The organism is Micromonospora sp. KC207 (assembly GCF_004348615.1).
GTDB lineage: Bacteria > Actinomycetota > Actinomycetes > Mycobacteriales > Micromonosporaceae > Micromonospora.
The window spans coordinates 1-25,790 of record NZ_SMKJ01000068.1 but is presented as its reverse complement, the minus strand read 5'-3'; the positions used below and the strand labels follow the sequence as shown (position 1 = coordinate 25,790).

25 protein-coding genes and 1 pseudogene are annotated in these 25,790 nt (G+C 73.3%); 7 read left to right on the top strand and 19 right to left on the bottom strand.

The window, feature by feature from the left end; translation table 11 throughout:
• Positions 1 to 412 (top strand): DUF4870 domain-containing protein (locus E1258_RS11515; RefSeq protein WP_243715355.1); only part of this gene is annotated, 412 nt, incomplete at its 5' end.
• 97 nt (positions 413 to 509) lie between these two features.
• On the opposite strand, the gene hemW is transcribed toward E1258_RS11515, so the two are convergent.
• Positions 510 to 1,733: a radical SAM family heme chaperone HemW gene (gene hemW, locus E1258_RS11510; protein ID WP_132399424.1), complete on the bottom strand. Its 1,224-nt coding sequence runs from the start codon at positions 1,731 to 1,733 to the stop codon at positions 510 to 512.
• Positions 1,734 to 1,751: 18 nt separating this feature from the next.
• Here hemW and E1258_RS11505 point away from each other — a divergent pair, with 18 nt between their 5' ends.
• The 3 genes from E1258_RS11505 (at position 1,752) to E1258_RS11495 (ending at position 4,694) form a co-directional block, all read left to right on the top strand.
• Positions 1,752 to 2,534: an enoyl-CoA hydratase-related protein gene (locus E1258_RS11505; protein ID WP_132399422.1), complete on the top strand. Its 783-nt coding sequence runs from the start codon at positions 1,752 to 1,754 to the stop codon at positions 2,532 to 2,534.
• Positions 2,535 to 2,705: 171 nt separating this feature from the next.
• Positions 2,706 to 3,569, top strand: a complete 864-nt coding sequence (locus E1258_RS11500; protein ID WP_132399432.1) for a hypothetical protein — start codon at positions 2,706 to 2,708, stop codon at positions 3,567 to 3,569.
• A gap of 180 nt (positions 3,570 to 3,749) precedes the next feature.
• Positions 3,750 to 4,694 (top strand): phytanoyl-CoA dioxygenase family protein, encoded by a 945-nt coding sequence (locus E1258_RS11495; RefSeq protein WP_007072484.1) that lies wholly within the window; start codon positions 3,750 to 3,752, stop codon positions 4,692 to 4,694.
• Positions 4,695 to 4,808: 114 nt separating this feature from the next.
• On the opposite strand, the gene E1258_RS11490 is transcribed toward E1258_RS11495, so the two are convergent.
• The 8 genes from E1258_RS11490 to E1258_RS11455 form a co-directional block, all read right to left on the bottom strand.
• Positions 4,809 to 5,453 carry an MOSC domain-containing protein gene (locus E1258_RS11490; protein WP_132399420.1) on the bottom strand — a complete coding sequence of 215 codons (645 nt, stop codon included), beginning with the start codon at positions 5,451 to 5,453 and terminating at the stop codon, positions 4,809 to 4,811.
• Between the two features lie 159 nt (positions 5,454 to 5,612).
• A complete protein-coding gene (locus tag E1258_RS11485) occupies positions 5,613 to 6,446 on the bottom strand; it encodes a carbohydrate ABC transporter permease (protein WP_132399430.1) in 834 nt (277 codons plus the stop codon).
• A gap of 29 nt (positions 6,447 to 6,475) precedes the next feature.
• Positions 6,476 to 7,462: a carbohydrate ABC transporter permease gene (locus tag E1258_RS11480; protein WP_132399418.1), complete on the bottom strand. Its 987-nt coding sequence runs from the start codon at positions 7,460 to 7,462 to the stop codon at positions 6,476 to 6,478.
• Positions 7,459 to 8,748: a sugar ABC transporter substrate-binding protein gene (locus tag E1258_RS11475; RefSeq protein ID WP_132399416.1), complete on the bottom strand. Its 1,290-nt coding sequence runs from the start codon at positions 8,746 to 8,748 to the stop codon at positions 7,459 to 7,461. The genes E1258_RS11480 and E1258_RS11475 overlap by 4 nt, the downstream gene beginning before the upstream one ends.
• A 211-nt stretch (positions 8,749 to 8,959) precedes the next feature.
• The gene (locus tag E1258_RS11470; RefSeq protein WP_007072489.1) at positions 8,960 to 9,241 is read right to left on the bottom strand and encodes a GlsB/YeaQ/YmgE family stress response membrane protein; all 282 of its coding nucleotides are present in this window, start codon (positions 9,239 to 9,241) and stop codon (positions 8,960 to 8,962) included.
• Between the two features lie 153 nt (positions 9,242 to 9,394).
• On the bottom strand, positions 9,395 to 9,682 hold the full coding sequence (locus tag E1258_RS11465; protein ID WP_132399414.1) for a GlsB/YeaQ/YmgE family stress response membrane protein: 288 nt from the start codon (positions 9,680 to 9,682) through the stop codon (positions 9,395 to 9,397).
• Positions 9,683 to 9,968: 286 nt separating this feature from the next.
• Positions 9,969 to 11,846 (bottom strand): translation elongation factor 4, encoded by a 1,878-nt coding sequence (gene lepA, locus E1258_RS11460; RefSeq protein WP_132399412.1) that lies wholly within the window; start codon positions 11,844 to 11,846, stop codon positions 9,969 to 9,971.
• Positions 11,847 to 12,029: 183 nt separating this feature from the next.
• A complete protein-coding gene (locus E1258_RS11455) occupies positions 12,030 to 12,563 on the bottom strand; it encodes a DUF4240 domain-containing protein (protein WP_132399410.1) in 534 nt (177 codons plus the stop codon).
• A gap of 269 nt (positions 12,564 to 12,832) precedes the next feature.
• On the opposite strand from E1258_RS11455, the gene rpsT reads away from it, so the two are divergent.
• Positions 12,833 to 13,099 carry a 30S ribosomal protein S20 gene (rpsT, locus tag E1258_RS11450; RefSeq protein ID WP_007072493.1) on the top strand — a complete coding sequence of 89 codons (267 nt, stop codon included), beginning with the start codon at positions 12,833 to 12,835 and terminating at the stop codon, positions 13,097 to 13,099.
• 296 nt (positions 13,100 to 13,395) lie between these two features.
• On the opposite strand, the gene E1258_RS34620 is transcribed toward rpsT, so the two are convergent.
• From E1258_RS34620 to pepN, 9 genes are all read right to left on the bottom strand, one after another.
• Entirely contained in the window at positions 13,396 to 13,959 is a 564-nt protein-coding gene (locus E1258_RS34620; RefSeq protein ID WP_243715354.1) for a hypothetical protein, read from the bottom strand.
• A complete protein-coding gene (gene holA, locus E1258_RS11440) occupies positions 13,956 to 14,936 on the bottom strand; it encodes a DNA polymerase III subunit delta (RefSeq protein WP_007072495.1) in 981 nt (326 codons plus the stop codon). The genes E1258_RS34620 and holA overlap by 4 nt, the downstream gene beginning before the upstream one ends.
• A 121-nt stretch (positions 14,937 to 15,057) precedes the next feature.
• Positions 15,058 to 17,445 (bottom strand): ComEC/Rec2 family competence protein, encoded by a 2,388-nt coding sequence (locus E1258_RS11435; RefSeq protein WP_132399428.1) that lies wholly within the window; start codon positions 17,443 to 17,445, stop codon positions 15,058 to 15,060.
• 101 nt (positions 17,446 to 17,546) lie between these two features.
• Positions 17,547 to 18,368, bottom strand: coding sequence for a helix-hairpin-helix domain-containing protein (locus tag E1258_RS11430; RefSeq protein ID WP_371688603.1), 822 nt, complete (start codon positions 18,366 to 18,368; stop codon positions 17,547 to 17,549).
• Positions 18,369 to 18,937: 569 nt separating this feature from the next.
• The gene (locus E1258_RS11425) at positions 18,938 to 19,918 is read right to left on the bottom strand and encodes a DegV family protein (RefSeq protein ID WP_132399408.1); all 981 of its coding nucleotides are present in this window, start codon (positions 19,916 to 19,918) and stop codon (positions 18,938 to 18,940) included.
• Positions 19,919 to 19,989: 71 nt separating this feature from the next.
• Positions 19,990 to 20,619 (bottom strand): histidine phosphatase family protein, encoded by a 630-nt coding sequence (locus E1258_RS11420; protein WP_132399406.1) that lies wholly within the window; start codon positions 20,617 to 20,619, stop codon positions 19,990 to 19,992.
• On the bottom strand, positions 20,616 to 21,029 hold the full coding sequence (gene rsfS, locus E1258_RS11415; protein ID WP_132399404.1) for a ribosome silencing factor: 414 nt from the start codon (positions 21,027 to 21,029) through the stop codon (positions 20,616 to 20,618). The genes E1258_RS11420 and rsfS overlap by 4 nt, the downstream gene beginning before the upstream one ends.
• Before the next feature lie 110 nt (positions 21,030 to 21,139).
• A complete protein-coding gene (gene nadD, locus E1258_RS11410; protein WP_043966745.1) occupies positions 21,140 to 21,736 on the bottom strand; it encodes a nicotinate-nucleotide adenylyltransferase in 597 nt (198 codons plus the stop codon).
• 125 nt (positions 21,737 to 21,861) lie between these two features.
• Positions 21,862 to 24,378, bottom strand: coding sequence for an aminopeptidase N (gene pepN, locus E1258_RS11405; RefSeq protein WP_132399402.1), 2,517 nt, complete (start codon positions 24,376 to 24,378; stop codon positions 21,862 to 21,864).
• Positions 24,379 to 24,445: 67 nt separating this feature from the next.
• Here pepN and E1258_RS11400 point away from each other — a divergent pair, with 67 nt between their 5' ends.
• A complete protein-coding gene (locus E1258_RS11400) occupies positions 24,446 to 24,664 on the top strand; it encodes a DUF397 domain-containing protein (protein ID WP_036372843.1) in 219 nt (72 codons plus the stop codon).
• Positions 24,665 to 24,762: 98 nt separating this feature from the next.
• On the opposite strand, the gene E1258_RS11395 is transcribed toward E1258_RS11400, so the two are convergent.
• Positions 24,763 to 25,164, bottom strand: a complete 402-nt coding sequence (locus tag E1258_RS11395) for a hypothetical protein (RefSeq protein WP_132399400.1) — start codon at positions 25,162 to 25,164, stop codon at positions 24,763 to 24,765.
• Positions 25,165 to 25,540: 376 nt separating this feature from the next.
• Between E1258_RS11395 and E1258_RS11390 the strand changes: the two are divergent.
• Positions 25,541 to 25,790 (top strand): annotated as a pseudogene (locus E1258_RS11390) (cytochrome P450); the annotation flags it as partial.

The following is a 25,790-nucleotide window of genomic DNA, read 5'->3' as shown; positions in this document are numbered from 1 at the left end:
CCCCCCGCCCGGGGGTGGCTACCCGGCCGGCGGCGCGTACGGGGCACCCGGTGGCGGGTACGCCACCAACGACGACAAGACCTGGGCGCTGATCGCGCACTTCGGCGGCCCGCTCGGCGTGGTGGTCGGCGGCAGCCTGCTCGGCTGGGTGGCCCCACTGATCGCGCTCTCGGTCAAGGGCCAGCAGTCGCCGACCGTGCGCGCGCACGCGGCTGCGTCGCTGAACTTCCAGCTCACCTGGGCGATCGCCCTCGTGATCAGCTTCGTGCTCGCCGTGGTCACCTGCGGGCTGCTCTTCTTCGTCCCGCTGCTGGTCGCCCTGGTCCCGATCATCTTCGGCATCATCGGCGGCGTGAAGGCCAACGAGGGCACGCTCTACCGCTACCCGATGACGTACGCGTTCGTGAAGTAGCCGCCCGACCGGGCCCCGACCGCGGGGCCCGGCCGGGGCAGCCGGCCGCCGGCAGCGCACGCCGGGGCAGCCGGCCGCCGGCAGCGCACCGCCAGGATCAGGGCAGCAGGTCCCGCACGACGGCGTCGGCCAGCAGCCGGCCGCGCAGGGTGAGCACCGCCCGGCCGGTTGCGTACCCGGCCGGGTCGAGCAGCCCGTCGGCCAGGGCCCGGTCCGCGCCGGCCCGACCCGCGTCGTCCAGCACGTCGAGCGGCAGCCCGGAGGCGAGCCGCAACCGCAGCATGACGTCCTCCGTGTGCGCCTCGCCGGGGGTGAGCACCTCCCTGGCCAGGCCGGGCGACTGCGCCGCCGCGAGGCGCTCCGCATACGCGCCCGGGTGTTTCACGTTCCACCAGCGGACCCCGCCGACGTGGCTGTGCGCCCCCGGGCCGAGGCCCCACCAGTGGCCGCCCGTCCAGTACAGCAGGTTGTGCCGGCACTGCCCGCCCGGCGTGCGGGCCCAGTTGGACACCTCGTACCAGGAGAAGCCGGCCTCGCCGAGGGCGGCCTCCGCGGCCAGGTAGCGGTCCGCCGCCACGTCGTCGGAGGGGTACGGCAGCTCGCCGCGCCGCATCCGCGCGGCCAGCCGGGTGCCGTCCTCCACGATCAGGGCGTACGCGCTGACGTGGTCCACCCCGGCGGCCACCACCTGCGCCAGGGAGGCGGCGAAGTCCTCGGCGTTCTCCCCCGGAGTGCCGTAGATCAGGTCGAGGTTGACGTGGTCGAACCCGGCGTCGCGGGCCTCACGCGCGGCCTCGGTGGCCCGGCCGGCCCGGTGCCGGCGGTCGAGGATCGCCAGCACCCCCGGCGCGGCCGACTGCATGCCCAGCGAGATCCGGGTGTACCCGGCGGCGCGCAGGGTCTTCAGCGACTCCGGCGTCACCGACTCGGGGTTGGCCTCGGTGGTCACCTCGGCGTCGGCGGCCAGCCCCCAGGTTCGGTCGATACCGTCGAGGATGCGGGCCAGGTCGTCGGCGGGCAGCAGGGTGGGGGTGCCGCCGCCGACGAAGACGGTGTCGACCCTCGGCGGCGGGGCGTCGCCGAGCACTCGACCGGCCAGCGCCAGCTCGGCGAGAACCTGGTCGGCGTACGCCTCGCGGCTCGCGCCGCCGCCCAGCTCGTCGGCGGTGTACGTGTTGAAGTCGCAGTAGCCGCAGCGGCTGGCGCAGAACGGCACGTGCACGTACACGCCGAAGTTGCGCGCGCCGACGGCGCGGGTGGCGGTGGCGGGCAGCGAGCCGTCGGCCGGGACGGGCTCGCCTTCTGGAAGGACGCCGGGCATGGCCACTAGTGTGCCCGCATGACCTCCACCGCCGCGCTCGTGCGGGTCGCCACAACCCGCGGGGTGACCACCCTCACCCTGGACAGCCCGCGCAACCGCAACGCGCTCTCCACGCCGCTGATGACCGAGCTGCTGGCCGGGCTGGCCGCCGCGGTGGCCGACGAGGCGGTCCGGGTGGTGGTGCTCGACCACGCCGGCCCGGTCTTCTGCTCCGGCGCGGACCTGAAGGAGACCGCCGCCGCGTACGCCAGCGGGACGGTGCCGGCCGGGATGCTCGGTGACGTGCTCGCGGCGGTCTGGGAGTGCCCGAAGCCGGTGGTGGCCCGGGTCGCCGGGCCGGCGCGGGCCGGCGGTCTGGGCCTGATCGCGGCGGCAGACCTGGCGATCTGCGCGCAGGAGGCGACGTTCGCGTTCACCGAGGTGCGGATCGGGGTGATCCCGGCGGTGATCTCGGCGACCGTGCTGCCCCGGCTGGCACCCCGGGCCGCCGCCGAGCTGTACCTCACCGGCGACACCTTCGACGGGCGGCGGGCCGCCGAGATCGGCCTGGTCACCGCTGCCGTGCCGGCGGACGGGCTGGACCCGGCGGTGCGGCGGGCCTGCGCCTCGCTGGTGCGGGGGGCACCGCACGCGCTGGCCGGGGCGAAGGGACTGCTGCGCCGCCCACCTGCGGCCGACCTACGGGCCGACATCGCCGAGCTGGCCGCCCTGTCGACCGGGTACTTCCTGTCCGACGAGGGGCGCGAGGGCGTGCTGGCGTTCCGGGAGAAGCGCGAGGCGAGCTGGGTGCCGACCGACTGACCGGTTTCCGGCCGGGGCACCGGGGAAGCCGGAGCCGGCGGCGCCCGACGCGGTCGACCCACCGGGTGAACACGAATCGCGGTCGACTTGCCACGGAACGGAACGAATCGGTCGGACGGGCCGGACGGCGGCGGCGGGGACGTACTCTTGGCGGACGCCGTCGAGCAGGGGGTGCGGGTGCGGAATCGGGCAGTCGTCGCGGTCGGTGTGGTCGTCGCCGTGGTCGCCGTGCTGGGGATCTGGCTCGTCGTCCGGCAGGTCGGCGGGCAGCTGCGCCTGCCGCTGGCGAGCCGCACCTGCACCGTGCAGGCCGACGGTCAGGTGCGCCTGGACGCCGACCAGATGGCCAACGCCGCCACGATCGCGGCGATCGGCGCCCAGCGGAAGATGCCCGAGCGGGCCGTGGTGGTGGCCCTCGCCACGGCGTACCAGGAGTCCGGGCTGCGTAACCTCTCCGGCGGCGACCGGGACTCGCTGGGCCTGTTCCAGCAGCGGCCGAGCCAGGGGTGGGGCACCGAGGCGCAAATCTCCGACCCCCGCTACGCGACCAGGAAGTTCTACGCCGCGCTCAAGCGGGTGCGCGGCTGGGAGAAGATGCGGGTCACCGACGCGGCGCAGAAGGTGCAGCGCTCGGCCTTTCCCGAGGCGTACCAGAAGTGGGCCGACGAGTCGCAGGTGTTGACCCGGGCGCTGCTCGGCGAGGCCACCGGCGCGGTGGCCTGCACGGTCGGCTCGACGCCGGTGATGCGCGGCGCTGCCGCCGCCGCCGCGCTCACCCGGGGCCTCAGCCTGGACTGGGGGCTGCCCGAGGCGGCGTCCCCGGCCGAGTCGACCGGGGTCGCGGTGCCGGCCGAAGACCGGCGCAACGGCTGGCGGTACGCGCACTGGCTGGTCTCGCACGCCTCCGACCACGGCGTGAAGCGGGTGCGTTTCGCGGGCCTGGAATGGACCGCGAAGGGCGGCACGTGGAGCCGGGTGACCAACGCCCCGGCGACCGACGAGCAGGTCCTCGCGGAGGTCTTCGCCGACGCCTGAACAGCCTCGACTTCCCATACCGACGGTTACCGCACAATCCTCCATATCCGGCGAAAGCCGCAGATCGAGGGCCTGATCTCACTCTCCGCGTCCAATCGACTGCCGATGGTCCGGCCGCCTGACCGCAGCGTCGGGCGCGCTCCTCACCCGCCTGGGCGGGCGCAGTAGCATCGGCGTCCTGTGCCAGAGAAGGTTTCACCTCATGGGGAGGGGTACGACGCGGTGTTCGATTACGACGGCCGGACCGGCTACGAACCGATCAGCGACACCGACCGCAAGGAGTTCCACGAGCAGGGCTTCCTCCTGCTGCGGAACGTGCTGACGGAGGACCACCGGGCCGCCCTGGAGGAGGCCGTCGACCGCGTGTACGCGGAGGAGAAGGCCAAGGGCAACACCACCAAGGACGGCACCCTGCACCTGCTGGGTTTCCTGGAGCGCGACGAGCTCTTCGGCCAGCTGCTGACCCACCCGATCGCCTTCCCGTACATGTGGGGGCTGGCCGGTTGGAACATCTACACCCACCACAACCACCTCGACGTCACCCCGCCGGCGGCGGAGCCGGAGAAGCCGTACTGGGGGTGGCACCAGGACGGGTACCGGCAGAACTCCGACCCGGAGACGATGGACCCGAACCTGCCTCGGCCGATGTTCTCGCTGAAGGTGGCATACGTGCTCTCCGACCTGTCGGAGACCGGCCGCGGCGCCACCAAGGTGATCCCGGGCAGCCACCTGTGGAACTCGCTGCCCCGCCCGGCGGACCTGACGGTGCACAACCCGGACCCGGAGGGCACGGTGGAGATCACCGCAAACCCGGGCGACGCGTTCATCTTCGACCGCCGCCAGTGGCACTCCCGGTCGACGAACCTGTCGAACATCACCCGCAAGATGCTCTTCGTCGGGTACACGTACCGGTGGATCCGCCCGCTGGACGAGCTGCACGTCGACACCGACGGCGAGTGGTGGGCCAACCGCACCCCGGTGCAGCGTCAGCTCTGCGGCGAGGGTACCCACACCGCCAACTACTGGGGCATCAACTGGAACGGGTACGTCGACGACGAGATCCCGCTACGCAAGGAGCTCAAGGAGCGCGGCCTGCTCGATCGCAGCATCCCCTGGCTCCGCTGACGGTGTAAGGAAGGGCCCCTTGTTAACGCATTCTGCATAGTAGGGGGCCCTTCTCAACGCCTGGCCGCGGCAGCCCGGCGGACGGCTGAGCGCGGCAGCCCCGGTGCCGGGGCGTCAGCCGTTCCGGCCGGCGAGCCGGCGCTCGACCTTTCGCCGGAGCGGCTCCGGCAGGCCCGGAACGTCGAGGAGTCGGGGCAGCAGCTCCGGCTCAAGGGTGCTCGCCCGGAACATCTCGCCGATGGTCACCCCGTGCGCCGGCCGCTCCACCACCTCCACCGGGTCGCCCGCGCCGACCTCGCCCTCCCGCAGCACCCGCAGGTACGCCCCGGGAGCGGCTCGCGCCGTGAACCGCTTGATCAGGTCCGGTACGCCCCAGAACCCGGCGAACGTGGTGCACGGCGTGCGCGGCTTGGTCACCTCCAGCAGGGCCGACCCGATCTGCCACCGCTCGCCGACGACCGCCCCGGTCACGTCCACCGCGTACGTGGTCAGGTTCTCGCCGAAGGCCCCCGGCCGGATGTCGCGACCCAGCTCGGCCGCCCACCAGGCCGCGTCCTCCTCGGCGTACGTGTACACCGTCTGGTCGGGCCCGCCGTGGTGGGCCCGCTCGCCGATGAAGTCCCCGGCCACCCCGTCGGCGCGCAGCAGCACCGGCCCGTCCACCGGTCGCTTGTCGATCCCGCTACGGCCGCTCGCGTCGCCCGCCCACTCCGCCTCGGTCGCCATGCCGAGGTTCACCGTCACCAGCCTGCCCGTCATTGCGTCAGCCTACGGCGACGTGGCGGCCCGACGACGCCCGCCCGACGCGGCCGGCCCGCCCAACAAAGCCCGCCCGACGCGGCCGGCCCGCCCGACGGGGCGCGTGAGAAGGGGCCCCTTCTCGACGCCAGGCGGTGACAAGGGGCCCCTCCTTGCACCTCAGCCCTTGACGGCGCCGGCCACCAACCCCGAGACCATCCGGCGCTGCACCAGCAGGAAGAAGACGATCACCGGCAGGGTGAACAGCGTCGAGGCCGCCATCACCGGCCCCCAGGCGGTGTCGTCGCGGCCGAAGAAGAACGTCATCGCCACCGGGAGGGTGTACCGGTCCTGGTCGTTGACGAAGGTCAACGCGAAGATCAGCTCGTTCCAGGCGGTGATGAAGGAGAAGATGCTGGTGGCCACCAGGCCCGGCGCGACCAGCGGGAACAGGATGCGACGGAAGGTCTGCGCCCGGCTCGCGCCGTCGATCGCCGCGGCCTCCTCCAGCTCCTTCGGCACGGCGGCCACGAAGCCGCGCAGCATCCAGACCGCGAACGGCAGCGAGAAGCCGAGGTACGTGAGGATCAGGCTGGGCAGGGTGTTGTAGAGGCCCAGCCGCTGGATCATCAGGAACAGCGGGATGACCAGCGCCTCCAGCGGGATCATCTGCACCACCAGCAGCATGATCAGGAAGCTGGTCCGCAGCCGGAACCGGAACCGGGCCACCGCGGTCGCCGCGAGCAGCGCGACCAGGCCGCTGAGCACCACGGTCGACACGGCCACGAGCACGGAGTTGAGGAAGAAGTCCAGAAACGTCACGCCGGGGATGAGGTTTCCGGTGAGGATCTCCCGGTAGTGCTCCAGCGTCGGCGCGGTCGGCACCGGCCGGGGGGTGGCCGAGAAGATCTCCCGGTTCGGCTTGAGCGACGTCGCGATCATCCAGTAGACGGGGAACGCCGCGAAGAGCGCCACCAGCAGACCCGCGCCGTTGAGGGCGACCCGCTTCGCCATGACGCCGCGCTTCACGACCACGCCGCGCTTCACGGCCCCTCCTCCTGCTTGAGCACCATCCGCACGTAGAGGCCGGTCACCACCAGCAGGATCAGCGTGAGGATGACGGCGATCGCCGCTCCCAGGCCGTACTTGGGCGGCGGGGAGAACGCCTCGGCGTACGAGTAGATCGAAAGCATGAACGTCGGCCGGTCCTGGGTGCCGCCGGCCAGCACGAACTGTTGGGTGAACACCTTGGAGTCCCAGATGGTGGAAAGCACCACCAGGATGCCGAAGACCGGACGCAGCAGCGGGAAGGTGATCTTCCAGAAGACCTTCCACGGGCCGGCCCCGTCGACCCGGGCGGCCTCGTGCAGTTCGCTCGGCACGCTCCTCAGCCCCGCCAGCACGCTCACCGCGATGAATGGGAACGAGTGCCAGACCACCACGAGGGTGAGGATGGCAAAGAACATCAGTGGCGAGTTGAACCAGCCGTACCCGGTCCAGTCGGCGCGGCCGAACAGCGCGTTCGACAGCCCGTCGGGCAGGGCGTCGAACAGCCAGGTGACCAGCCCCGAGGTGTCGTCGAACAGCCACTTCCACACGATGGTGCCGGTCAGCGCCGGGGTGGCCCAGGCCAGCATCACGCAGCTCGCCACGAAGGTGGCCATCCGCCTGCCGAGCCGGTTGAGCAGCAGCCCGACCAGCGTGCCGAGGATCATCGTGAGGACGACGTTGGCCACGGCGAAGAGCACCGTGTTGCGCAGCACCGTGAGGAAGAACGGGTCGCCGAGGATCTCGGCGTAGTTGCCGAGCCCGACCCACGGCCATTCCCGGTCGCCGCGCAACTGCCGGACGTTGTCGAGCCGGAAGAAGGACATCGCCACGACCTGGCCGAGCGGCCACAGCAGCAGCCCGCCGATGATCGCCAGACAGGGCAGGAGCAGCAGGTAGGGCAGGCGGTCGACCCGGCGACGGCGCCGCGCGGGGGTCTGTCGCGCGGCAGGCGTCTCCGGTGCCTGGGTCAGCGAGGTCACTTCGCGTTGAGGATGCTTTCCATCTCGGCCGCCGCGTCGGCGGTGGCCTTCTCGACCGTCTTCTGACCCTTGATGACCGAGCTGTTCATAGCCTGGGTCACCGTCTTGGTACGGCTGACCTCGACCCACTTCGGGGTGAGCGGGGTCAGCTTCGTGTTCTGCAACGAGGTGGCGAACGCCGCCATGATCTTGTCGTTGGCGTACTCGCCGCCACCGACGAGGTCGGAGTAGACCGGGAAGAAGCCGAGGCTGCTGGCGAACTCCTTGTCCTTCTGCTTGCTCAGCAGCACGGTCAGGTAGTCCCAGGCGAGGTCCTGCTTCTTGCTGTCCTGCCACAGGGCGATGTCCGAGCCACCGGCGAAGGCCGGGGCCGGCCTGCCGTCCGGGCCGGGGATGGGGAAGGTGCCCCAGACCTTCTCGATCTCGGGGTTGTCCTTCTTGATGGCGCCGGCCTGCCAGCTTCCGGCGAAGGCCATCGCCGCCTTGCCGGTGGCGAACTGGGTCCGGGCGTCGATCTCGTTCCAGCCGGCGGCGGCCGGCGGGGCGACCTTGTGCACGGTGACCAGATCGGTCCAGAACTTGACCGCCTGCTGGGCCTGCGGGGTGGTGTAGCCGGACTTCCAGGTGTCACCCTCCTGGACGGCGATCTCGCCGCCCGCTGCCCAGAGGAAGGAGTAGAACGGCAGCTCCGAGTTGCCCGGCAGGGCGATGCCGTAGGTGCCCGGCTTCTTGGCCTGTACGGCCTTGGCGGCGGCGACCAGCTCGTCCCAGTTCGTCGGCGGCTTGACGCCGGCCTCGGCGAACCAGTCGGTGCGGTAGTACAGCGCGCGGACGCCGGCGTACCACGGCACGCCGTACTGCTTGCCGCCGAGCTGGGCGTTGCGGACGAGGTCGGGCAGGATGTCCTTGCCCTCGGGCCAGGCGGCGAACTTGGCGGTGACGTCGGCGAGCGCCTCCTGGTCGGCCCAGCCCTGGGTCTCGGTGTTGCCGAGCTCGGTCACGTCGGGGCCCTCGCCGCCGGCGAGCGCCGCCTGGAACTTCCTGGGCGCCTCCAGCCAGGGGATGTACTGGACGACGACGTCGGTGTCAGGGTGCTTCTTGTTGAACTCGGCCTCGACGCCGTCGAGAAACGTCGTCTGCGCCTCGCTGCCCTCGCCCATCATCCAGATTGTCAGCTTGCGGTTGTCGGCGCCCTCGTCGTCGCCCGAGCCGCCGCATCCGGCGAGCACCATCGCGGCCGACGCCACCACGGCGGTGACCGGGGCCAGCCGTTTCCACCTGTTCACGCCACATCTCCCTCGCGCCGTCCTGGCACTAATCTTCCCTGCCGCACCTTAGTAGGAAAAATTCCTTTACGACAGGGGCGGGCGAGGCGAGGCGACCGTACCGCAGGCGAGGGCCCCGAGGGCAGTTCAACAAGGGGTAAAAGCGGACGTACGTATACGAACGGGCGCCCGACCGCGGAGGTCGGACGCCCGTTCGTACGCCGTGGCGTGCTTACCGGTGGGTGACGCTGCGGCGACCGCCCAGGCCGGCCACGACCGCGACCGCGATAGCGGCGACCACGACCTGGACCAGCAGCTCGCCCCAGTCGACACCGCGGGTGTCGGTGGAGACGCCGATCGCCTGGGCCAGCACGGTGCCGAGCAGGGCGGCACCCACGCCGACGAGCATGTGCAGCCAGATCGGCATGTTCTGCCGGCCCGGGACGACCAGGCGGCCCAGCGCGCCCACGATCAGACCGACGATGAGCGCGGTGATGATTCCGGTAACAGTCATGGTCGTTCTCCTCAGAAAGCTCCACAAGTCTTGCCCGGTGTCGCAACCACCAGGTTCCCGGGCCGCCGGAAATCCAAACCCGTCGCAGCCGCACACGGAAACGGGCACCCGACCGGAATGGTCGGGCGCCCGTTCGAGGCAGCGATGTGTCGGTTACCGGTGGGTGACGCTGCGGCGACGGCCCACACCGGCTACCAGGGCCACGGCGATAGCGGCGACCACGACCTGGACCAGCAGCTCGCCCCAGTCGACCCCGGCGGTCTCGGTGGCGATGCCCACGGCCCGGGCGAGCACGGTGCCGAGCAGGGCGGCACCGATGCCGATCAGCATGTGCAGCCAGATCGGCATGTTCTGCCGGCCCGGGACGACCAGGCGGCCCAGCGCGCCCACGATGAGACCAACAACGATGGCGGTGATGATGCCCCAGACGGTGAGCTCCATGGTCGCCCTCCTCAAGAAGTGTCACAACGGTAGGTTGTTGCTGTCGTGACCGCTAAGTTCCCGAGGGCCCGAAAATCCAAACCCGAGCCAAGCGCCGTCGCCTGACATACCTCGATGTCGTGCCCGCCGCTGGCGGACCGGCCAAGGCCGGAACCCCAGGTGGGAAGCTTCCGGCCCGCGTCGGCCGCGCCGCGCGGCGAGGAAGTTCCTCCGGTACGCCCGCTCGGCGCGCTGGCCGGCGCAAGCCGGCTCGGCACGATCGCGTCGCGTGCCGAGCCGGCCCGGCTCACTTCTTGCCGGCAGCCTTGCCGTCGCCGGAGTCGGACGAGAGGGCCGCGATGAACGCCTCCTGCGGGACCTCGACCCGGCCCACCATCTTCATCCGCTTCTTGCCCTCCTTCTGCTTCTCCAGCAGCTTGCGCTTACGGCTGATGTCACCGCCGTAGCACTTGGCGAGCACGTCCTTGCGGATCGCCCGGATGGTCTCCCGGGCGATCACCCGGCTGCCGATGGCCGCCTGGATCGGCACCTCGAACTGCTGGCGCGGGATCAAATTGCGCAGCTTCGCGGCGATGGTGACGCCGTAGTTGTACGCCTTGTCCTTGTGCACGATGGCGCTGAACGCGTCCACCGGCTCGCCGTGCAGCAGGATGTCCACCTTCACCAGATCGGACGCCTGCTCGCCGGAGGGCTCGTAGTCCAGGGAGGCGTACCCCTTGGTGCGGCTCTTGAGCTGGTCGAAGAAGTCGAAGATGATCTCGGCCAGGGGCAGGGTGTAGCGCAGCTCGACCCGGTCGGCGGAGAGGTAGTCCATGCCGAGCAGGCTGCCCCGGCGGCCCTGGCACAGCTCCATGACGGCGCCGACGTAGTCGTTCGGGGTGAGCACGGTGGCCCGCACCACCGGCTCGTACACCTCGGCGATCCTGCCGGTCGGGTACTCGCTCGGGTTGGTCACCACCAGCTCCTGGCCGTCCTCGGTCAGGGCCCGGTAGACCACGTTCGGGGCGGTGGAGATCAGGTCGAGGTTGTACTCCCGTTCCAGCCGCTCCCGGATGATCTCCAGGTGCAACAGGCCGAGGAAGCCGCAGCGGAACCCGAAGCCGAGCGCGCCCGAGGTTTCCGGCTCGTAGTCCAACGCCGCGTCGTTGAGCTTGAGCTTGTCCAACGCCTCGCGCAGGTTGGGGTAGTCGGACCCGTCGATCGGGTAGAGGCCGGAGTAGACCATCGGCTTCGGGTCCTTGTACCCGCCCAGGGCCTTCGTCGCAGGCCTGGTGTTGATGGTGACGGTGTCACCGACCCGGGACTGGCGGACGTCCTTCACGCCGGTGATCAGGTAACCCACCTCGCCGACGCCGAGCGCGTCGGCCTTCACCATCTCCGGCGAGATGACACCGATCTCCAGCAGCTCGTGGACGGCCCCCGTCGACATCATCTTGATCCGGTCCCGGGCGCTGATCCGGCCGTCGATCACCCGGACGTAGGTGACCACGCCCCGGTAGACGTCGTACACCGAGTCGAAGATCATCGCGCGGGCGGGCGCGGCGGCATCGCCGACCGGCGGGACGAACTGCCGGACGATCTCGTCGAGCAGGTACGGCACGCCGTCGCCGGTCTTGCCGGAGACTCTGATGCAGTCCGCCGGGTCGCCGCCGATCAGGTGGGCCAGTTCCTCGGCGTACTTCTCGGGCTGGGCGGCCGGCAGGTCGATCTTGTTGAGCACCGGGATGATCTTCAGGTCGTTCTCGAGCGCCAGGTAGAGGTTCGCCAGAGTCTGTGCCTCGATGCCCTGGGCGGCGTCGACCAGCAGCAGCGCGCCCTCGCAGGCGGCCAGGGACCGGGACACCTCGTAGGTGAAGTCGACGTGGCCCGGGGTGTCGATCATGTTGAGGACGGCCTGCTCGCCAACCCGGTCGCCCTCCCGGATCGTCCACGGCATCCGCACGGCCTGGCTCTTGATGGTAATGCCGCGCTCACGCTCGATGTCCATCCGGTCGAGGTACTGCGCGCGCATCTGCCGTGGGTCGACCACGCCGGTGAGCTGCAACATCCGGTCGGCCAGGGTCGACTTCCCGTGGTCGATGTGGGCGATGATGCAGAAGTTCCGGATGCGCGCCGGGTCGGTGGCACCAGGAGCGTTCGCGCCGGAATCGAGCGTCGGTGGCACAGCGGTCCGTTCTGGTCGGCTGACGTGAGCGGGCCGGCGCGGACGCCGGCCCCCTCTATGCTCCCACGTCGCCCCGGGCGCGGTCGGATCACTCCTCCCGGCGTCCCACTCCCCCGACGTCCGCTGCCCGGGAGCCCCCGCGACGGCCCGCCCATGGCACTCCGGCGGGGCCGGTCCCGCCGGTCACTCCGGCGGGGCCTCGACGAACAGCGCGGCGAGCCTCGGAAGCTGGCGACGGGCCTCGTCCTCGTCGTCGAAGTCCCAGAACTCGCCCAGCTCCGGATAGGGGATCCGCTCCACCGGCGGCAGCTCGCTCGCGGTCGCCTTCCGGTACGCCTCCTCCGCGACCGTCAGCATCGCCTCGGCCTCGAACTCCTCGCCGGTGAGCGCCGCCTGGCGGATCTTCGGCAGCTCGGCCAGCGAGTCCGGGTCGGCCACGGCACGGGCGAAGACCTGTCGCCCCTGCGTGATCAGCCAGCCCCGGAAGTACTCGAACCCGTCGTCGGACGCGCCACCGTTGATCAGGTAGGCGGCACCCCAGAGATCGGCGCGGTAGGACGCCGCCATCACCCGACGATGGTGCCGTGCGTACCCGACGATGTCGGCGGCGTCGCGCTCGGCGAGCAGCGCGACCGCCCGGGCGGCGACCGCGCCGACCGCGCCGCCCCCACCGACCCGGGCCTGGTCGATCAACTGCCAGAAGTCGTCGGTCCTCATGGCTTGGGAGTCTGACAGAGCCGCCCGACGCGGCGCGGTACGCGGGCACGGACGGGGTGGGGACGCGCCTGGCGACCGGGCGGGGACGACCGTCGGGCCACCGGCAGGAGCGGTGGGGGCAGGGGCTCAGGGGCCCTGCGGCCGGCGGACGACAGAGCCGTTTTGGCTCGTCCCGGCAGACCTGGTAGCCTAGCTCTTCGCGCAGCGATGACGCATGCTCGTCGCGCGCACAAGCAGACCAACCCGAGCTATCAAGACGAGGCTGTCGCGTGGCGAACATCAAGTCCCAGATCAAGCGCAACCGGCAGAACGAGAAGCGCCGGCTGCGTAACAAGTCGGTCAAGTCGTCGCTGAAGACCGCCGTCCGGAAGTTCAACGAGGCTGTTGAGGCCGGTGACGCCGAGAAGGCCACCGCGCTCATGCGGGACGCCTCGCGCAAGCTGGACAAGGCAGTCAGCAAGGGCGTGATCCACTCCAACCAGGCGGCCAACCGCAAGTCGGCAATCGCCAAGCGCGTGGTTTCGCTCTCCGCCTGACGCGGCGAGCCCAGACCTGACCGGAAGCCCCGGGACTCCCGGGGCTTCCGGTTTTCTGCGTGTCCGCGCCGGCGACACGTCGCCGACACGGGGCCTTCCTCCCCTGGGGGATACCCCCACGTCGACGGCATGGAGTCGATCGTTGCGTCGGGCGGGCGCCCATCCGGCGCGTCGAGGATCGCCCGGCACGGGTGGGGATCGCCGTGCCGGTGGGATCGCCATGCCGACGGGGATCGCCCGGACACGAGCGGGGCCCGCCGGGTCGGCGCGGGTCGGTCGGCACGGACGGGGGCCGGTCACCGGCCGGGGTGGGACTCCTCGACACGGGCCGTCGGGTCGGAGTCGACGAGGACGCCCGGGACCACGCCCGGCCTCCCTGGCGGGCCGACGGCGCGTACGCCGCTGATGGCCACCCGGCCCCGGGCACCGGTCGCGCCCACGTGGCCACCGGCATCGCGCACCTGGGTGCCGCCACTACGCACCCGGGCGTCGGCACCGTGCTGGGCACCGTCGGCACTGCGCACCGTGGCACGGCCGACGACGGGCTCCAGCTGCCGGCGGAACCGGTCCCGCTCCTGCTCGGGCACCAACGCAGCCGTCCGGACCACCAGCTCGGCCACCATGTCGTTGAGCTTCACCATCACGGCCACGGCGGCGGGCAGGACGAGCACCGCCCACCAGGTCACCAGCTCGGCCAGGGCGAGCAGAGCGGCCAGCGAGACGGCCCCCTCGAAGAAGAGGAAGCAGAGCACCCCGCCGGGGTTGACGAACCGCAGACCGAGGGCCCGGGCGTAGAGGGGGCGGTACCGCTTCTCCTCGGTGGGCACCGTCGCCCACGACGCCCGGGCCGGGCGGTTCACCGGGTGCCGCCGTGCCGGGCCGCCGCGACCGAGAACACCGCCCGTTCCAGGGCGTACGCCCGGTCGTCCGAGCCTCCCTTGACCGCAGCGTTGCACTCGGCGGCTGCCCTCATCGCCCGCACCAGCCCCTCCGGCGTCCAGCCCCGGGCCCGCTGCTGGGCGCTCTTGATCTTCCAGGCCGGCATGCCGAGGGTGCTGGCGAGCTGGTACGGGTCGCCCCGCCCCGCCGCCGCGACCCGGGCAACGGTGCGGACCCCGTCAGCCAGCGCGTCGGCGATCGGTACCGGGTCGACGCCGACGTGCAGCGCCCAGCGCAACGCCTCCAGCGCCGCTGGGACGTCACCGACCATGGTGGCGTCCGCGACGGTGAAGCCGCTCACCTCCACCCGCCCCTTGTAGTAGCGGGCCACGGTGTCGGCGTCGATCCGACCGTCCGTGTCGGCGACCAGTTGCGAGCAGGCGGCGGCCAGCTCGCGCAGGTCGGTGCCGACCGCTGCGATGAGCGCCTCCGCCGCGTCGTCGGTGCATTTGCCGCCGACCCGGCGGACCTCGTCGCGGACGAAGGCCACCCGCTCGCGGTGCCCCTTGAGCTTCGCCGCCGGCACCACGGTCGCGCCGGCGGCCCGCAGCCCGTCCGCGAAAGCCTTGCCCTTGGCCGCCCCGAGGTGCAGCACCACGAGGTGGACCTCGGGGTCGGGGTTCTTCGCGTACGCCAGCAGGGCCGCGACCAGGTCCTTGCGGGCGTCCTGGCCCGCGCGCAGGACCAGCACCCGTCGGCCGCCGAACAGCGACGGGCTGAGCATCTCGGCGATCTCGCCGACGGTCAGCGCGCCGGCCTGGTACTCCCGGACGTCCACCCCGGGGTCGACGGCGCGGACCCGGGCCACCGCTTCGGTCACCGCGCGCGTGGCGAGCAGTTCCTCGTCGCCGAGGACCAGCAGAATGGGAGCGAGGTCGGCCACGGTCACGTCGCCCATGTTCGCACGTCCGCTCCGCCGCGCGTGCCTGCTCGTCGAGCCCTGCGTCGGCATAGCCCGCACTCAACGCAAATCTAGACATTCAACTCCCTTGACCACCAATGCCACGAATCTCCGCCGGTCATCCCGGGCGTCGCCCGGGCGGCACGCCCCTTACCACCACGGCCATCCCCGCGCCGCCGCGCACCACCGCCACGTCCCCGTCGGTGTCGGTGCGCAGCACCCGGGCCCCGCCCCGTGCCAGCCGGGCGAGCACGGCCGCGTTCGGGTGCCCGTACGAGTTGCCGATTCCGACCGGCACCAGCGCGACACTCGGCCGTACGGCGTCCAGGAACGCCGGCTCCTGGTAGGCGGACCCGTGGTGGGCGACCTTCAACACGTCGGCGCGTACATCGCCGGGCGGCAGTCCGTCGAGCAGCGCCCGCTGCTCCTCCGTCTCGGCGTCCCCGGCGAGGATGATCCGCACCCCGGCCACCGTGGCGCGCAGCACCAGCGAGTTGTTGTTCGGGTCGGACCGGGTGCCCCGCAGCGGGTACGGCGGCCCGAGCACCACCAACTCCACCCCGCCAACCCGGTACGCCCACCCGGCCGTGGCCGGAGCCATCGCCGCCCCGCCCGCCGTGGCGGCGGCCCGCACCAGGTCCCGCCCGGCGGCGGGCTCGGGCCACTGCGGGGTGCGCACCGCCGCCACCCGGCGCCCCCGGAACACCCCGGCTATCCCGCCGGTGTGGTCGATGTGGAAGTGGCTGAACAGCAGCAGCGGCACCTCCCGTACGCCGAGCCGCCGCAGGCAGCCGTCCACCGCCGCCGGGTCCGGGCCGGCGTCGACCACCACCGCCCGGCCGGCGGCAACCGGCAGCACCAGCGCGTCACCCTGGCCCACCGCGCACGCCACCGCCACCCAGCGGTCAGGCGGCCAGCCGCCGGCGACGAGACGAACCGGAAGGGTGCCGGCGACCACCGCGACGGCGACCACCACCACCAGCCGGCGCACCACCGGCCGGCGGCCGGCGATCAGCAGCGCCACGGTCAGCCCGGCCAGCAGCAGCGCGCCGGGCGTCCCGTCCGGCCAGGACAGCGTGCCGGCGGGCAGCCGGGCACCGTACCGGGCGACCGTGACCAGCCACCAGGCCGGCCAGCTCGCCAGCCAGGCCGCGAACTCCGCTCCCCCGGGCCAGACCGGGGAGAGCACGGCAGCCACCACACCGAGCACCGTGGCGGGAGCGATCGCCGGGACGGCCAACAGGTTCGCCGGGACCGCCACCAGGCTCACCGTGCCGGAGATCCCGGCGACCACCGGGCCGCAGGCGAGCTGCGCGGCGGCCGGGACCGCCAGCGCCTCCGCGAACCCGGGCGGCACACCCCGCCGGCGCAGCCCGTCGCGCCACCCGGGAGCGAGCAGCAGCAGGCCGGCCGTGGCCAGCACAGACAGGGCGAACCCGGGGTCGCCGGCAAGGTCCGGGTCGAACAGCACCAGCGCGGCCAACGCCGCGGCCAGCGCCGGCAGGGCCGCCCGGGGCCGGCCGGCGGCCAGCGCCGCGAGGCCGATCGCGCCCATGGTGGCGGCGCGCACCACGCTCGGCGAGGGGCGGACCAGGATGACGAACCCGACCAGGGCCAGTACGCAGAGCCCGGCGGCCAGCCGGGGGCCGGCCCTGGCCCAGCGGGCCAGCAGCAGCACCGCACCGACGACGATCGCCACGTTGGAACCCGACACGGCGTTGAGGTGGGTCATTCCGGTCGTCCGGAAGTCCTCCTCCACTGTGGGCAGCAGCCGGCTGGTGTCGCCGACCACGAGGCCGGGCAGCAGCCCGCCCTGCTCGTCGGGGAGCGGCTCGCAGGCGCGTTGCAGGCCCGCCCGGAGGGTGCCGGCGGCCCGCTGCGACCACGGGGGCGGCCCGTGCGGTGCCGGCGGGCCGCGCACCGTGAGCACCGCGGCGGTCAGGTCGCCGCCACGCGGCGCGCCGAGCCGCCCGTCTGCGGTGAGCCGCTGCCCGGGCAGCAACGCCCGCCACGCCGGATCGGTGGCGAGCAGCAGCACCCGCAGCGGCACGGCGACGCGAGTGCCGTCGGGGCCGGTCAGGGCGACCAACTCGGCTCGGACCAGCAGGGTCGCGGGCCGACCCGCCCCGCCCCGGACGGGTCGCGGATCGTCCCGCACGACCACCTCGGCGCTGACCGTGGCCCGGCTGTCGACGAGGGCACGGACGGCGGAGGCGTCCCGGACGCCGAGCCGGGCGGCCGTCGCCGCCGCCCCGCACACCACGCCGAGCAGCACGGCCACGACGAGCCATCCGTGCCGCCGGACGGGGCCCGCCGGGCGCCCCAACCGGCCGAGCCGGTGCGCCGCGACGAGCGCGGCCAGTCCGGCCGCCCCGGCGGCGAGCAGCGCCGCCGACCCGGCGCCCAGGTCCAGGCTCGCCAGCGCGGACACCCAGGCTGCCACGGCCAGCCCGGCCAGCCGCAGGTCGGGCCCGTCCACGCCGCCGGCGGGCCGGTCGGCGGGCATGTCGGTCGGGGCGCTCGGCCCGGCCAGCGCACTGGTCGAGGCGACAATCGCACCGCTCCACCCGGCCGGCGCACCGGCGTCGGGCGGCCTCGGGCTCCCGCTCACACCGTCACCAGTTCCTTGAGCTGCTCGTAGCGGGAGTCGCCGATGCCCTCCACCTGGCGCAGGTCGCCCACCGAGCGGAACCCGCCGGCGCGGGCGCGGTGGTCGAGGATGCGCTGGGCCAGCACCGGTCCCACCCCGGGCAGCGTGTCGAGCTGGGCGAGGGTGGCCGTGTTCAGATTGATCAGCCCGGCGGAAGCCGGCGGACCCGCCCCGGCGGGCTGCCCGGGGGCGGCATCGGGCTGGCCCGGCGGGGCAGTGACGCCGACCAGGATCAGCTCGCCGTCGGTGACCTTGCGGGCCGGGTTGAGCAGCGCCACGTCCACGCCGGGCAGCGCGCCGCCGGCCGCCTGCACCGCGTCGCCGACGCGGGCACCGGCCGGCACCCGGACCAGCCCGGGGCGGCGTACCTTGCCGGCGACCGCCACCACCAGCTCGCCACCCGGCGTCACGGCGGCGGCCGGCGCTCCCGCCCCCGGTGCCGCGTCGAGGCCGGCGGCGGATGCCTCGGCCCGGACCGGTTCGGCCTGCGGCCGGGAGCGCCACGCCCAGAAGCCGGCGCCGAGCACCACCGCCACGGCGACCGCCGCGAGTGCCCGCACGCCCCGCCGGCCGGGATCGAACGCGCCCGGGCCCGGCAGCCGCGACGACCACGACCCGGACTCCGCCTCGCCGTCGGGGCCGGACGTCGGCTCGCCGATACGCGCCGGATCGTCGCCCACAAGCAGGGCAGAAGGCGCCGCGCCACGCGCGAGCAGATTGGCATGCCCCGGGCCATCGGCCGGGCGCAGACCCGGGACGGGGGACGGCGCGCGGACGATCCGTCGCCCCGAACCGGGGTGCCGCTCCCCCGGCCAGGGCACCGGCCGCTCGACCGCCGGCCGGCCGACCGGTGGCCACCGGTCCTCTGGCGGCACCACGGCGGCCCGACCGACCACCGGCCCCGGCGGTGATCCGGCCACCTCGGGCCGCTCGGCCGCCGGTGGCGCGACCGGCTCGGCCGGGCGTCGCGGGGTCTCAGCCGGCGTCGGGCCGTCCGCCAACCACCGCAGCCGCCGCCGTACGACCGTCTCCTCGTCCTCTGACACGGCGTGAGGCTAGGCGCGGACGCGGGCCTCGCGGGACCCGCCGACCGCCGCCTGTGGACAACGGGAGCCGCTGTGGACAACCGCCTGATCATGCACACGGCGTGCTATGGCGAGGGATCAAAACGTCCCGACGAAGCCCGGCTGCCTGAGCCCGCACGGGGCAAGGCTCGGATCACCAGGTCCGGGCCTTCCAGGGGCAGGGGCATTGCGTTGTCGGACAACCGCTGGTCACGGCGGAGCCGTCGGGACCCCTCTGGCCGTGGGTGACGGAGCCCGGCCCGCCAGAGGCGGTGTCCGCCCGATCAGTGGGCCTTCGGCGCGCCAGCCGGGGCCGCACCGAAGCATGCGTCGGTCGGGGCGGACCCTGCTCCGGCCCCACCGGAGGCCGGGCCGGAAGCCGCGTCGACCGAAGCCGGGCGCGCGTCGGCCGAGCCGGGGTGGCGGTGCACGACGACGCAGGCCAGACCCGGGCCGGCGTGCGCGGCGACCACCGCGCCGGCCTCCGTGACGTACGACGAGCGGACCCGGTCGCCGAGTCGCCCGGTGAGCGCCGCGAGGAGCTGCGCGGCGCGCTGCGGGGCGGCGAGGTGGTGCACGGCGAGGTCGACGTCGGCGTCCCCGGCTGCCTCGACCGCGAGGTCGATCAGACGGGCCACGCCCCGGCTGGCGGTGCGCACCTTGTCCCTGAGCACGATCGCCCCGTCCGGCATGTGCATGATCGGCTTCACCGACAGGGCGGTGCCGAGCAGCGCCTCGGCCGCGTTGATCCGGCCGCCCCGGCGTAGGAACTCCAGCGTGTCGACGTAGAAGTAGATCGTGGTGCGGTCGATCGCGTCTGCCGCCGCGCGGCGTACCCCCGACAGGTCGGCACCCCCGGCGGCGGCCCCGGCGGCGGCGAGCGCCGGGAAGCCGAGGCCCATGCCGGTGGAGCGGCTGTCGACCACCGCGACCCGGTCGCCGCCGGTCTCGGCGGCGGCGAGCCGGGCGGCCTCGACCGTGCCGGACAGCTCGGCCGACAGGTGTACCGAGACCACGCCGTCCGCGCCGGCGTCGAGCAGTCCACGGTACGTCCGCGCGAACTGCTCCGGCGACGGCCGAGAGGTGCTGACCGAGACCCGCCGGCCGCCGAGTGCCCGGGTGGCGTCGTCGGGGAAGGTCTCGACGCCCTCCAGCCCTTCCGCGCCGTTGAGCACCACGGCCAGCGGGACGACGGTGAGCCGGCGCTGGCGCACCAGTTCGGACGGGAGGTAGGCGGTGGAGTCGGTGACGACCGCGACGGGCATGCCGGCACGGTAGCCGATCCCGGCTCAGACCGCCGGGGCCACCTGGCCCGACAGCGCGGGACGCCGCCGGCTCAGACCGCCTCGGTCGCCGCCGAGGCGGTGAGCACGCCGACGTTGTGCGCCCGCAGGTGCCAGCCCCGCACGTCGTTGTCGCGCAGCTCTGTCCAGTGGCAGTTGCGCAGGGAGCCGATCGTCCGCAGCACCGCGTGGTCCCAGCCGAGCAGGTACCCGCAGCCCTGCCGGGCCCCGGCGCCGTGGGTGGCGACCACGATCGTCCCGCCGGGCGCGGCGTCGGCCGCGTCCTGCAGGGCGGTGCCGACCCGCTTGCCGAGGTCGTCGAGGCTCTCGATTTCCGCGCCAGGGTCGGGGTCGCCGGCCCGCCAGCGGGCGTACTCGTCGGGGTAGCGCTGGGCCACCTCGGTGAGCGCGAGCCCCTGCCACCGCCCGAAGTGCCGCTCGCGCAGCCGGGCGTCGGCGCGCACCGGCAGGCCGGTGAGCGCGGCCAGGGCGGCGGCGGTGTCCGCAGCGCGGCGCAGGTCGCTGGCCACGATCGCGTCGGGGCGTAACGCCGCGAGCAGCGGCGCGGCGGCGACGGCCTGCTCGCGGCCGAGGTTGTTGAGCGGTACGTCGGTCTGGCCCTGAACCCGGCTCGCGGCGTTCCAGTCGGTGTTGCCGTGCCGCCAGACGATCAGTCGGGTCATTCGGCCGGTGCGGTGCCGGCGGCGGAGGCGTCGGCCTCGACCAGGTCCCGGTCGACGAACGGGATCTGCGGGCAGTCCTTCCAGAGCCGGTCGAGGGCGTAGAACTCGCGCTCCTCGGTGTGCTGGACGTGGACCACCATGTCGACGTAGTCGAGCAGCACCCAGCGCCCGCCCCGCTCGCCCTCGCGCCGGATCGGCTTGGCCTTCTCCGGCAGCTCCAGCAGCCGCTCCTCGATGGCGTCGACGATGGCCAGCACCTGACGCTCGTTGGGGGCGGCGGCGATCAGGAACGCGTCGGTGATGGCGAGTTGCTCACCCACGTCGATGATGACGATGTCCTGCGCCTTCTTGTCGGCCGCGGCCTGGGCGGCGGCCATCGCCAGCTCGTGAGCGCGTTCGGAAACTGTCACCGTTCTCCTTCGATCAACCGTGCGACGCTCCAAGCGTCTCACACCCGGCGTCGTGACGACCTGTCGGTTCTGGCTGGTTTCCGGGACGAACAACCGCGTATCCGGCGGAATCACTGCTGATAGAGCCGCCGTTTCGCGATGTACTGCACCACACCGTCGGGCACCAGGTACCAGACCGGTTCGCCCCGGGCCACCCGGGCGCGGCAGTCCGTCGACGAGATGGCCATCGCAGGCACCTGCACCAGGCTGACCGTGTCGGCGGGCACGTGCTTGTCGGTCAGCTCGAACCCGGGGCGGGTGACGCCGATGAAGTGGGCCAGCGCGAAGATCTCGTCGAGATCCTTCCAGGACAGGATTCGCTCCAGCGCGTCCGCACCGGTGATGAAGTAGAGCTGCACCTTCGGCCCGTACTCGGCGTGCAGGTCGCGCAGCGTGTCGACGGTGTACGTCGGCCCGCCCCGGTCGATGTCCACCCGGCTGACCTGGAACCGGGGGTTGGACGCGGTGGCGATGACCGTCATCAGATAGCGGTCCTCGGCCGGGGTGACCGGCTGGTCCGCCTTCTGCCACGGCTGCCCGGTCGGCACGAACACGACCTCGTCCAGGCCGAACCGGTCGGCCACCTCGCTGGCCGCGACCAGGTGACCGTGGTGGATCGGATCGAACGTGCCGCCCATGATCCCGACCCGACGGATGTCTTCCCGCACCCAGAGATCGTATGCCGGTCGCGGGCGACGGCTTCCCCGGCCCGGGTCGCGGGTGCGACCGGGCCGGGGAGGACCGCGACGGGTGCGGATCAGGCCGAAGCGGCGGCCACAGCCGACGGTACGGATCAGGCCGAAGCGGCGGCCACGGCCGTGCGGGCCACCAAGGCGCGGCGCAGGTCGTCGTCGGCGTCGGTGACCACGCGGCGTAGGCCGGGCGTGACGTCGTCGCGGGCCAGCAACGCCGCGGCCAGGTCCCGGGTGGGCTGTGCCACGGCATAGCGGGGGTAGGCGTCGGCCGCGACCTGGTCCGCGACCCACGGGGTACGTCTCCGCGCCGCCGCCGGCATGTCGGCGAAGTACCGCTCGACGTACGGCCGGGTCAGCTCGGCCTGCTCGGGCTGCCAGAACCCGTACGCGGCGGCCTCGACCAGCCGGTTGGACAACTCGGTGTTGCACACCACGATCTGCCACGCCGCCGCCTTGGCGGCCGGGTCGGGCAGCGCGGCCCGGCACCCGGCGGCCCGCTCGGCACCGGTGGCGCTCGGGTCGGCCGCCGCCTCCGCGGCGATCTCGGCCTCCCCGGCCCCGCCGAGCACCACCAGCCGGCCGAGCAACGACCAGCGCAGCTCGGCGTCCACGGCCAGCCCGGCCGGGACGCCCTCGCCGGCCAGCCAGCCGGCGAGCAGGTCGGCGTCGGTGGTGGCGCCGATCAGGGCCCGGGCGGCGGCGAGCTGTCGCGAGCTGCCCGGCTCGGCGGTGGCGAGCATCCGCTGGCAGGCCCCGGCGAGCCGGAGCAGCGCCGCGTCCCGGTCGAGGGGATCGAGGTACCGGTTGACCAGCGGCCGGACCGTACGCAGCACGTCCTCGACGATGATCACCTCGGTCTCGCCGGGGAGCGCGGCGGCGATCAGCTCCACCAGGGCGGCGACGGGCCGCTCGCCGTCGGTGGCGGCGTCCAGCGCCTCGCCCCAGAGCAGGGCCCGGGCCAGGGGGTCGGTCAGGGTCGGCAGCACCAGCGGCACCGCGTCGGCGGAGGCGGGGTCGAGGCGGATCTTGGCGAAGGTGAGGTCACCGGCGTTGGGCAGCAGCAGCCGGGCAGCCGGCTGCCCGCGCAGCCCGGCGAGGACCGTCCGCCCGCCATCGGTGTCCGGGTCGAGGTCGACCTCGTCGCTGGTGACGGCGCCGTCGGCGGCGTACCGGGCGACGCCGACGCGGTGCGGGCGCAGCACCGGGTGGCTGAGCGGGGCGGTCTGCACGATCGCCGCCTCCGCGTACCGGCCGTCGGCGTCGAGCGTCACGTCGACCCGCAGGGTGTTCACCTGGGCCCGGCGCAGCCAGCGCTCGGCCCAGCCGGACAGGTCCCGCCCGGCGGCGGCGGAGAGGGCGCCGAGCAGGTCGGCGAGGGTGGCGTTGCCGAACCGGTGCGCCGCGAAGTGGGCGTTCAGCCCGGCCAGGAACGCGTCGTCGCCGAGCCAGGCGACGAGCTGGCGCAGGGCGCTGGCGCCCTTGGCGTACGAGATGCCGTCGAAGTTGAGCAGCGCCAGGGCCGCGTCGGCGACCTTTTCGGGCGCGACGGGGTGGGTGGAGGGGCGCTGGTCGGCCGCGTACCCCCAGCCCTTGCGGCGCAGGGCGAACGTCGTCCACGCCCGGTCGAACCGGGTCGCCTCGGCGGTGACCCGGGTGCCCAGGTACTCGGCGAACGACTCGTTCAGCCACAGGTCGTCCCACCAGCGCATGGTGACCAGGTCGCCGAACCACATGTGAGCCATCTCGTGGGCGATGGTGGTGGCCCGCTGCTCGCGCTGGGTGTCGGTGACGGCCGAGCGGAACACGAGGTCGTCGCGGAAGGTGACCAGACCCGGGTTCTCCATCGCGCCCGCGTTGAACTCCGGCACGAACGCCTGGTCGTACTTGCCGAACGGGTACCGCTCGGCGAACAGCTCGTGGAACCGGTCCAGGCACTGCCGGGTGACGGTGAGGATCTCCTCGACGTCGGCGTCCAGATGGGCGGCGAGGGAACGCCGGCACCAGACGGCCAGCGGGATGCCGTCGTGCTCGGCGCGGCGCACGTGCCACGGCCCGGCGACGAGCGTGACGAAGTACGTGGCCAGTGGGGCCGTCGGGGCGAACTCCCAGCGCCCCGGCCGGGGCATGGCCGCCAACGCGCCGTTGGCGGCGACCGTCCACTCCGGCGGGGCGGTGACGGCGAGCGTGACCGGGGCCTTCAGGTCGGGCTGGTCGAAGGCAGCGAACATACGCTGGGCATTGTCCAGGAACGACATGGCGTAGAGGTACGTCTCGCCGTCGGCGGGGTCGACGAACCGGTGCAGACCCTCACCGGTGTTCGAGTACGCCATCTCGGCCTCGACGACGAGCGTGTTGGCCTCCGCGAGGCCGGGCAGCGGCAGCCGGTTGTCGACGAGCGTGGCCGGGTCGAGGGGCCGGCCGTTCAGTCGCGCCCCCAGCAGCTTCGCGGGCAGCACCTCGACGAAGGTTTCCGCCCCGGCGGTCGCCCGGAAGCGGATCGTGGCGTGCGAGCGGAACCGCTCGTCGCCTGCGGTCAGGTCGAGGTCCAGGTGGTAGGACTCGACGGTAATCAACGCGCCACGCGCGGTCGCCTCTACACGGTTCAGGCTCGGCATCCGCTTATCCTGCCCGATGGGGAACCACATTCGTTTCCCATGACGCTCTGCAATGGAGGAAGCAACAATGGGTCAGCACCCCAAGGGCGACTTCGACCTGTCCCGGGCGGTCTGGCAGCGGGCCGAGGGCGACACCTCGGACGGCGCGGTCGAGGTGGCCTTCGTCGACGACCTGATCGGCATGCGCAACTCCGCCGAACCGGACGGCCCGGTGCTCGTCTTCACCCAGGCCGAGTGGGACGCGTTCGTCGCCGGGGCACAGGACGGCGAGTTCGACCTGGACTGAACCGAAGGTCGCCGGGCCGTGACCTTCTGCTGTTGCCGGAGACGACACGCCGACGCGTGTCTCCGCGACCAGCAGACGATCACGGCCCACCCCACCCGTCAGTCGCCGTCGCCCCAGCCAAGACCGCCCGGCCCCGGGGCGTGATGGAAGCCGGGGTGACCGGCCACGTCGGCGCAGCGCTCGCCGTCTGGGCCGACTGCCCCGCAGAACAGCCGCTCGGCCCGGTACCAGGCGTCGGCCGGGGAGAGCGCGGCGGCCCCGAGGGCCAGCTCGGGACGGAGCACGCTCAGCCCTTCGGCGTACGCCACGGCCAGCTCGCGGGCCAGCTCGGGCCCGGCGGCGGCGAAGCCGAGATGCACGGTGAACCAGCGCGCCGGCCGCTGCTCCCGACGGGGCCGGGCGAGCAGCGGATGACCCGACCCACCGACGTCGGCCGGGCCAGCGCCCAGCACGTCGACCGTCCGCCGCTGTCGCCAGTACCGCGAACCGTTCTCCCGCATGTGTCCTCCCCGTCGTGACTGCCCGGACGCCCGGCCACCGGCGGCCGGGCACCCCGGACCGACCGGCCGCCGGCCCGTGCGCTCCAGCCAACCAGGTTCCCGCCGCCCTGGGAGGGGCCAGCCGGCGATCGCCACGCGGGCCGTGCTGCCGGCGCCGGCGGCGAGGTTTCTACGGGGGCCACGCCGGAGAGGTGCGACGGGCCCGAGAGGCTGGACGGGCCGGGCCCGGAAGGCTGGAGGCGGGGCCGCCCGGCAGGGTTCAACGGAGTCCACGGGATTGCACCGCCGCCACGCGGGTAGACGCAGCCCACCGCGCGGTGCCGCCGGGCGGGGAGCAGACCGGTCGAGGACGGCCGGCGGCGCCTCAGGAGGTCCGATGGCCAGCATCCCGGCCGACCGCAGCCCGGACAGCACCCTGGCCCTGCTGCGGGAGGGCTACCGGTTCATCGGCGACCGCTGCGACCGGTACGACACGGACATCTTCCAGGCCCGGCTGCGGCTGGAACAGACCATTTGCCTGCGCGGCCGGGAGGCGGCGGCGCTCTTCTACGATCCCGAGCGTTTCGTCCGGGCGGGCGCGACGCCGAAGCGGGTACAACGGACCCTGACCGGGGCGGGCGGGGTGC

Coding starts and splice junctions, on each gene's coding strand:
- E1258_RS11455 (WP_132399410.1), bottom strand. CDS start 12,563: ATGAGGACCGACGACTTCTGGCAGTTGATCGACCAGGCCCGGGTCGGT.
- E1258_RS11395 (WP_132399400.1), bottom strand. CDS start 25,164: ATGCGGGAGAACGGTTCGCGGTACTGGCGACAGCGGCGGACGGTCGAC.
- E1258_RS11420 (WP_132399406.1), bottom strand. CDS start 20,619: ATGACCCGACTGATCGTCTGGCGGCACGGCAACACCGACTGGAACGCC.
- E1258_RS11490 (WP_132399420.1), bottom strand. CDS start 5,453: ATGACGGGCAGGCTGGTGACGGTGAACCTCGGCATGGCGACCGAGGCG.
- E1258_RS11400 (WP_036372843.1), top strand. CDS start 24,446: ATGGGTCAGCACCCCAAGGGCGACTTCGACCTGTCCCGGGCGGTCTGG.
- hemW (WP_132399424.1), bottom strand. CDS start 1,733: ATGCCCGGCGTCCTTCCAGAAGGCGAGCCCGTCCCGGCCGACGGCTCG.
- pepN (WP_132399402.1), bottom strand. CDS start 24,378: ATGCCGAGCCTGAACCGTGTAGAGGCGACCGCGCGTGGCGCGTTGATT.
- E1258_RS11505 (WP_132399422.1), top strand. CDS start 1,752: ATGACCTCCACCGCCGCGCTCGTGCGGGTCGCCACAACCCGCGGGGTG.
- holA (WP_007072495.1), bottom strand. CDS start 14,936: ATGGGCGACGTGACCGTGGCCGACCTCGCTCCCATTCTGCTGGTCCTC.
- E1258_RS11435 (WP_132399428.1), bottom strand. CDS start 17,445: ATGCCCGCCGACCGGCCCGCCGGCGGCGTGGACGGGCCCGACCTGCGG.
- E1258_RS11465 (WP_132399414.1), bottom strand. CDS start 9,682: ATGGAGCTCACCGTCTGGGGCATCATCACCGCCATCGTTGTTGGTCTC.
- E1258_RS11470 (WP_007072489.1), bottom strand. CDS start 9,241: ATGACTGTTACCGGAATCATCACCGCGCTCATCGTCGGTCTGATCGTG.
- E1258_RS11485 (WP_132399430.1), bottom strand. CDS start 6,446: ATGGCGAAGCGGGTCGCCCTCAACGGCGCGGGTCTGCTGGTGGCGCTC.
- E1258_RS11425 (WP_132399408.1), bottom strand. CDS start 19,918: ATGCCCGTCGCGGTCGTCACCGACTCCACCGCCTACCTCCCGTCCGAA.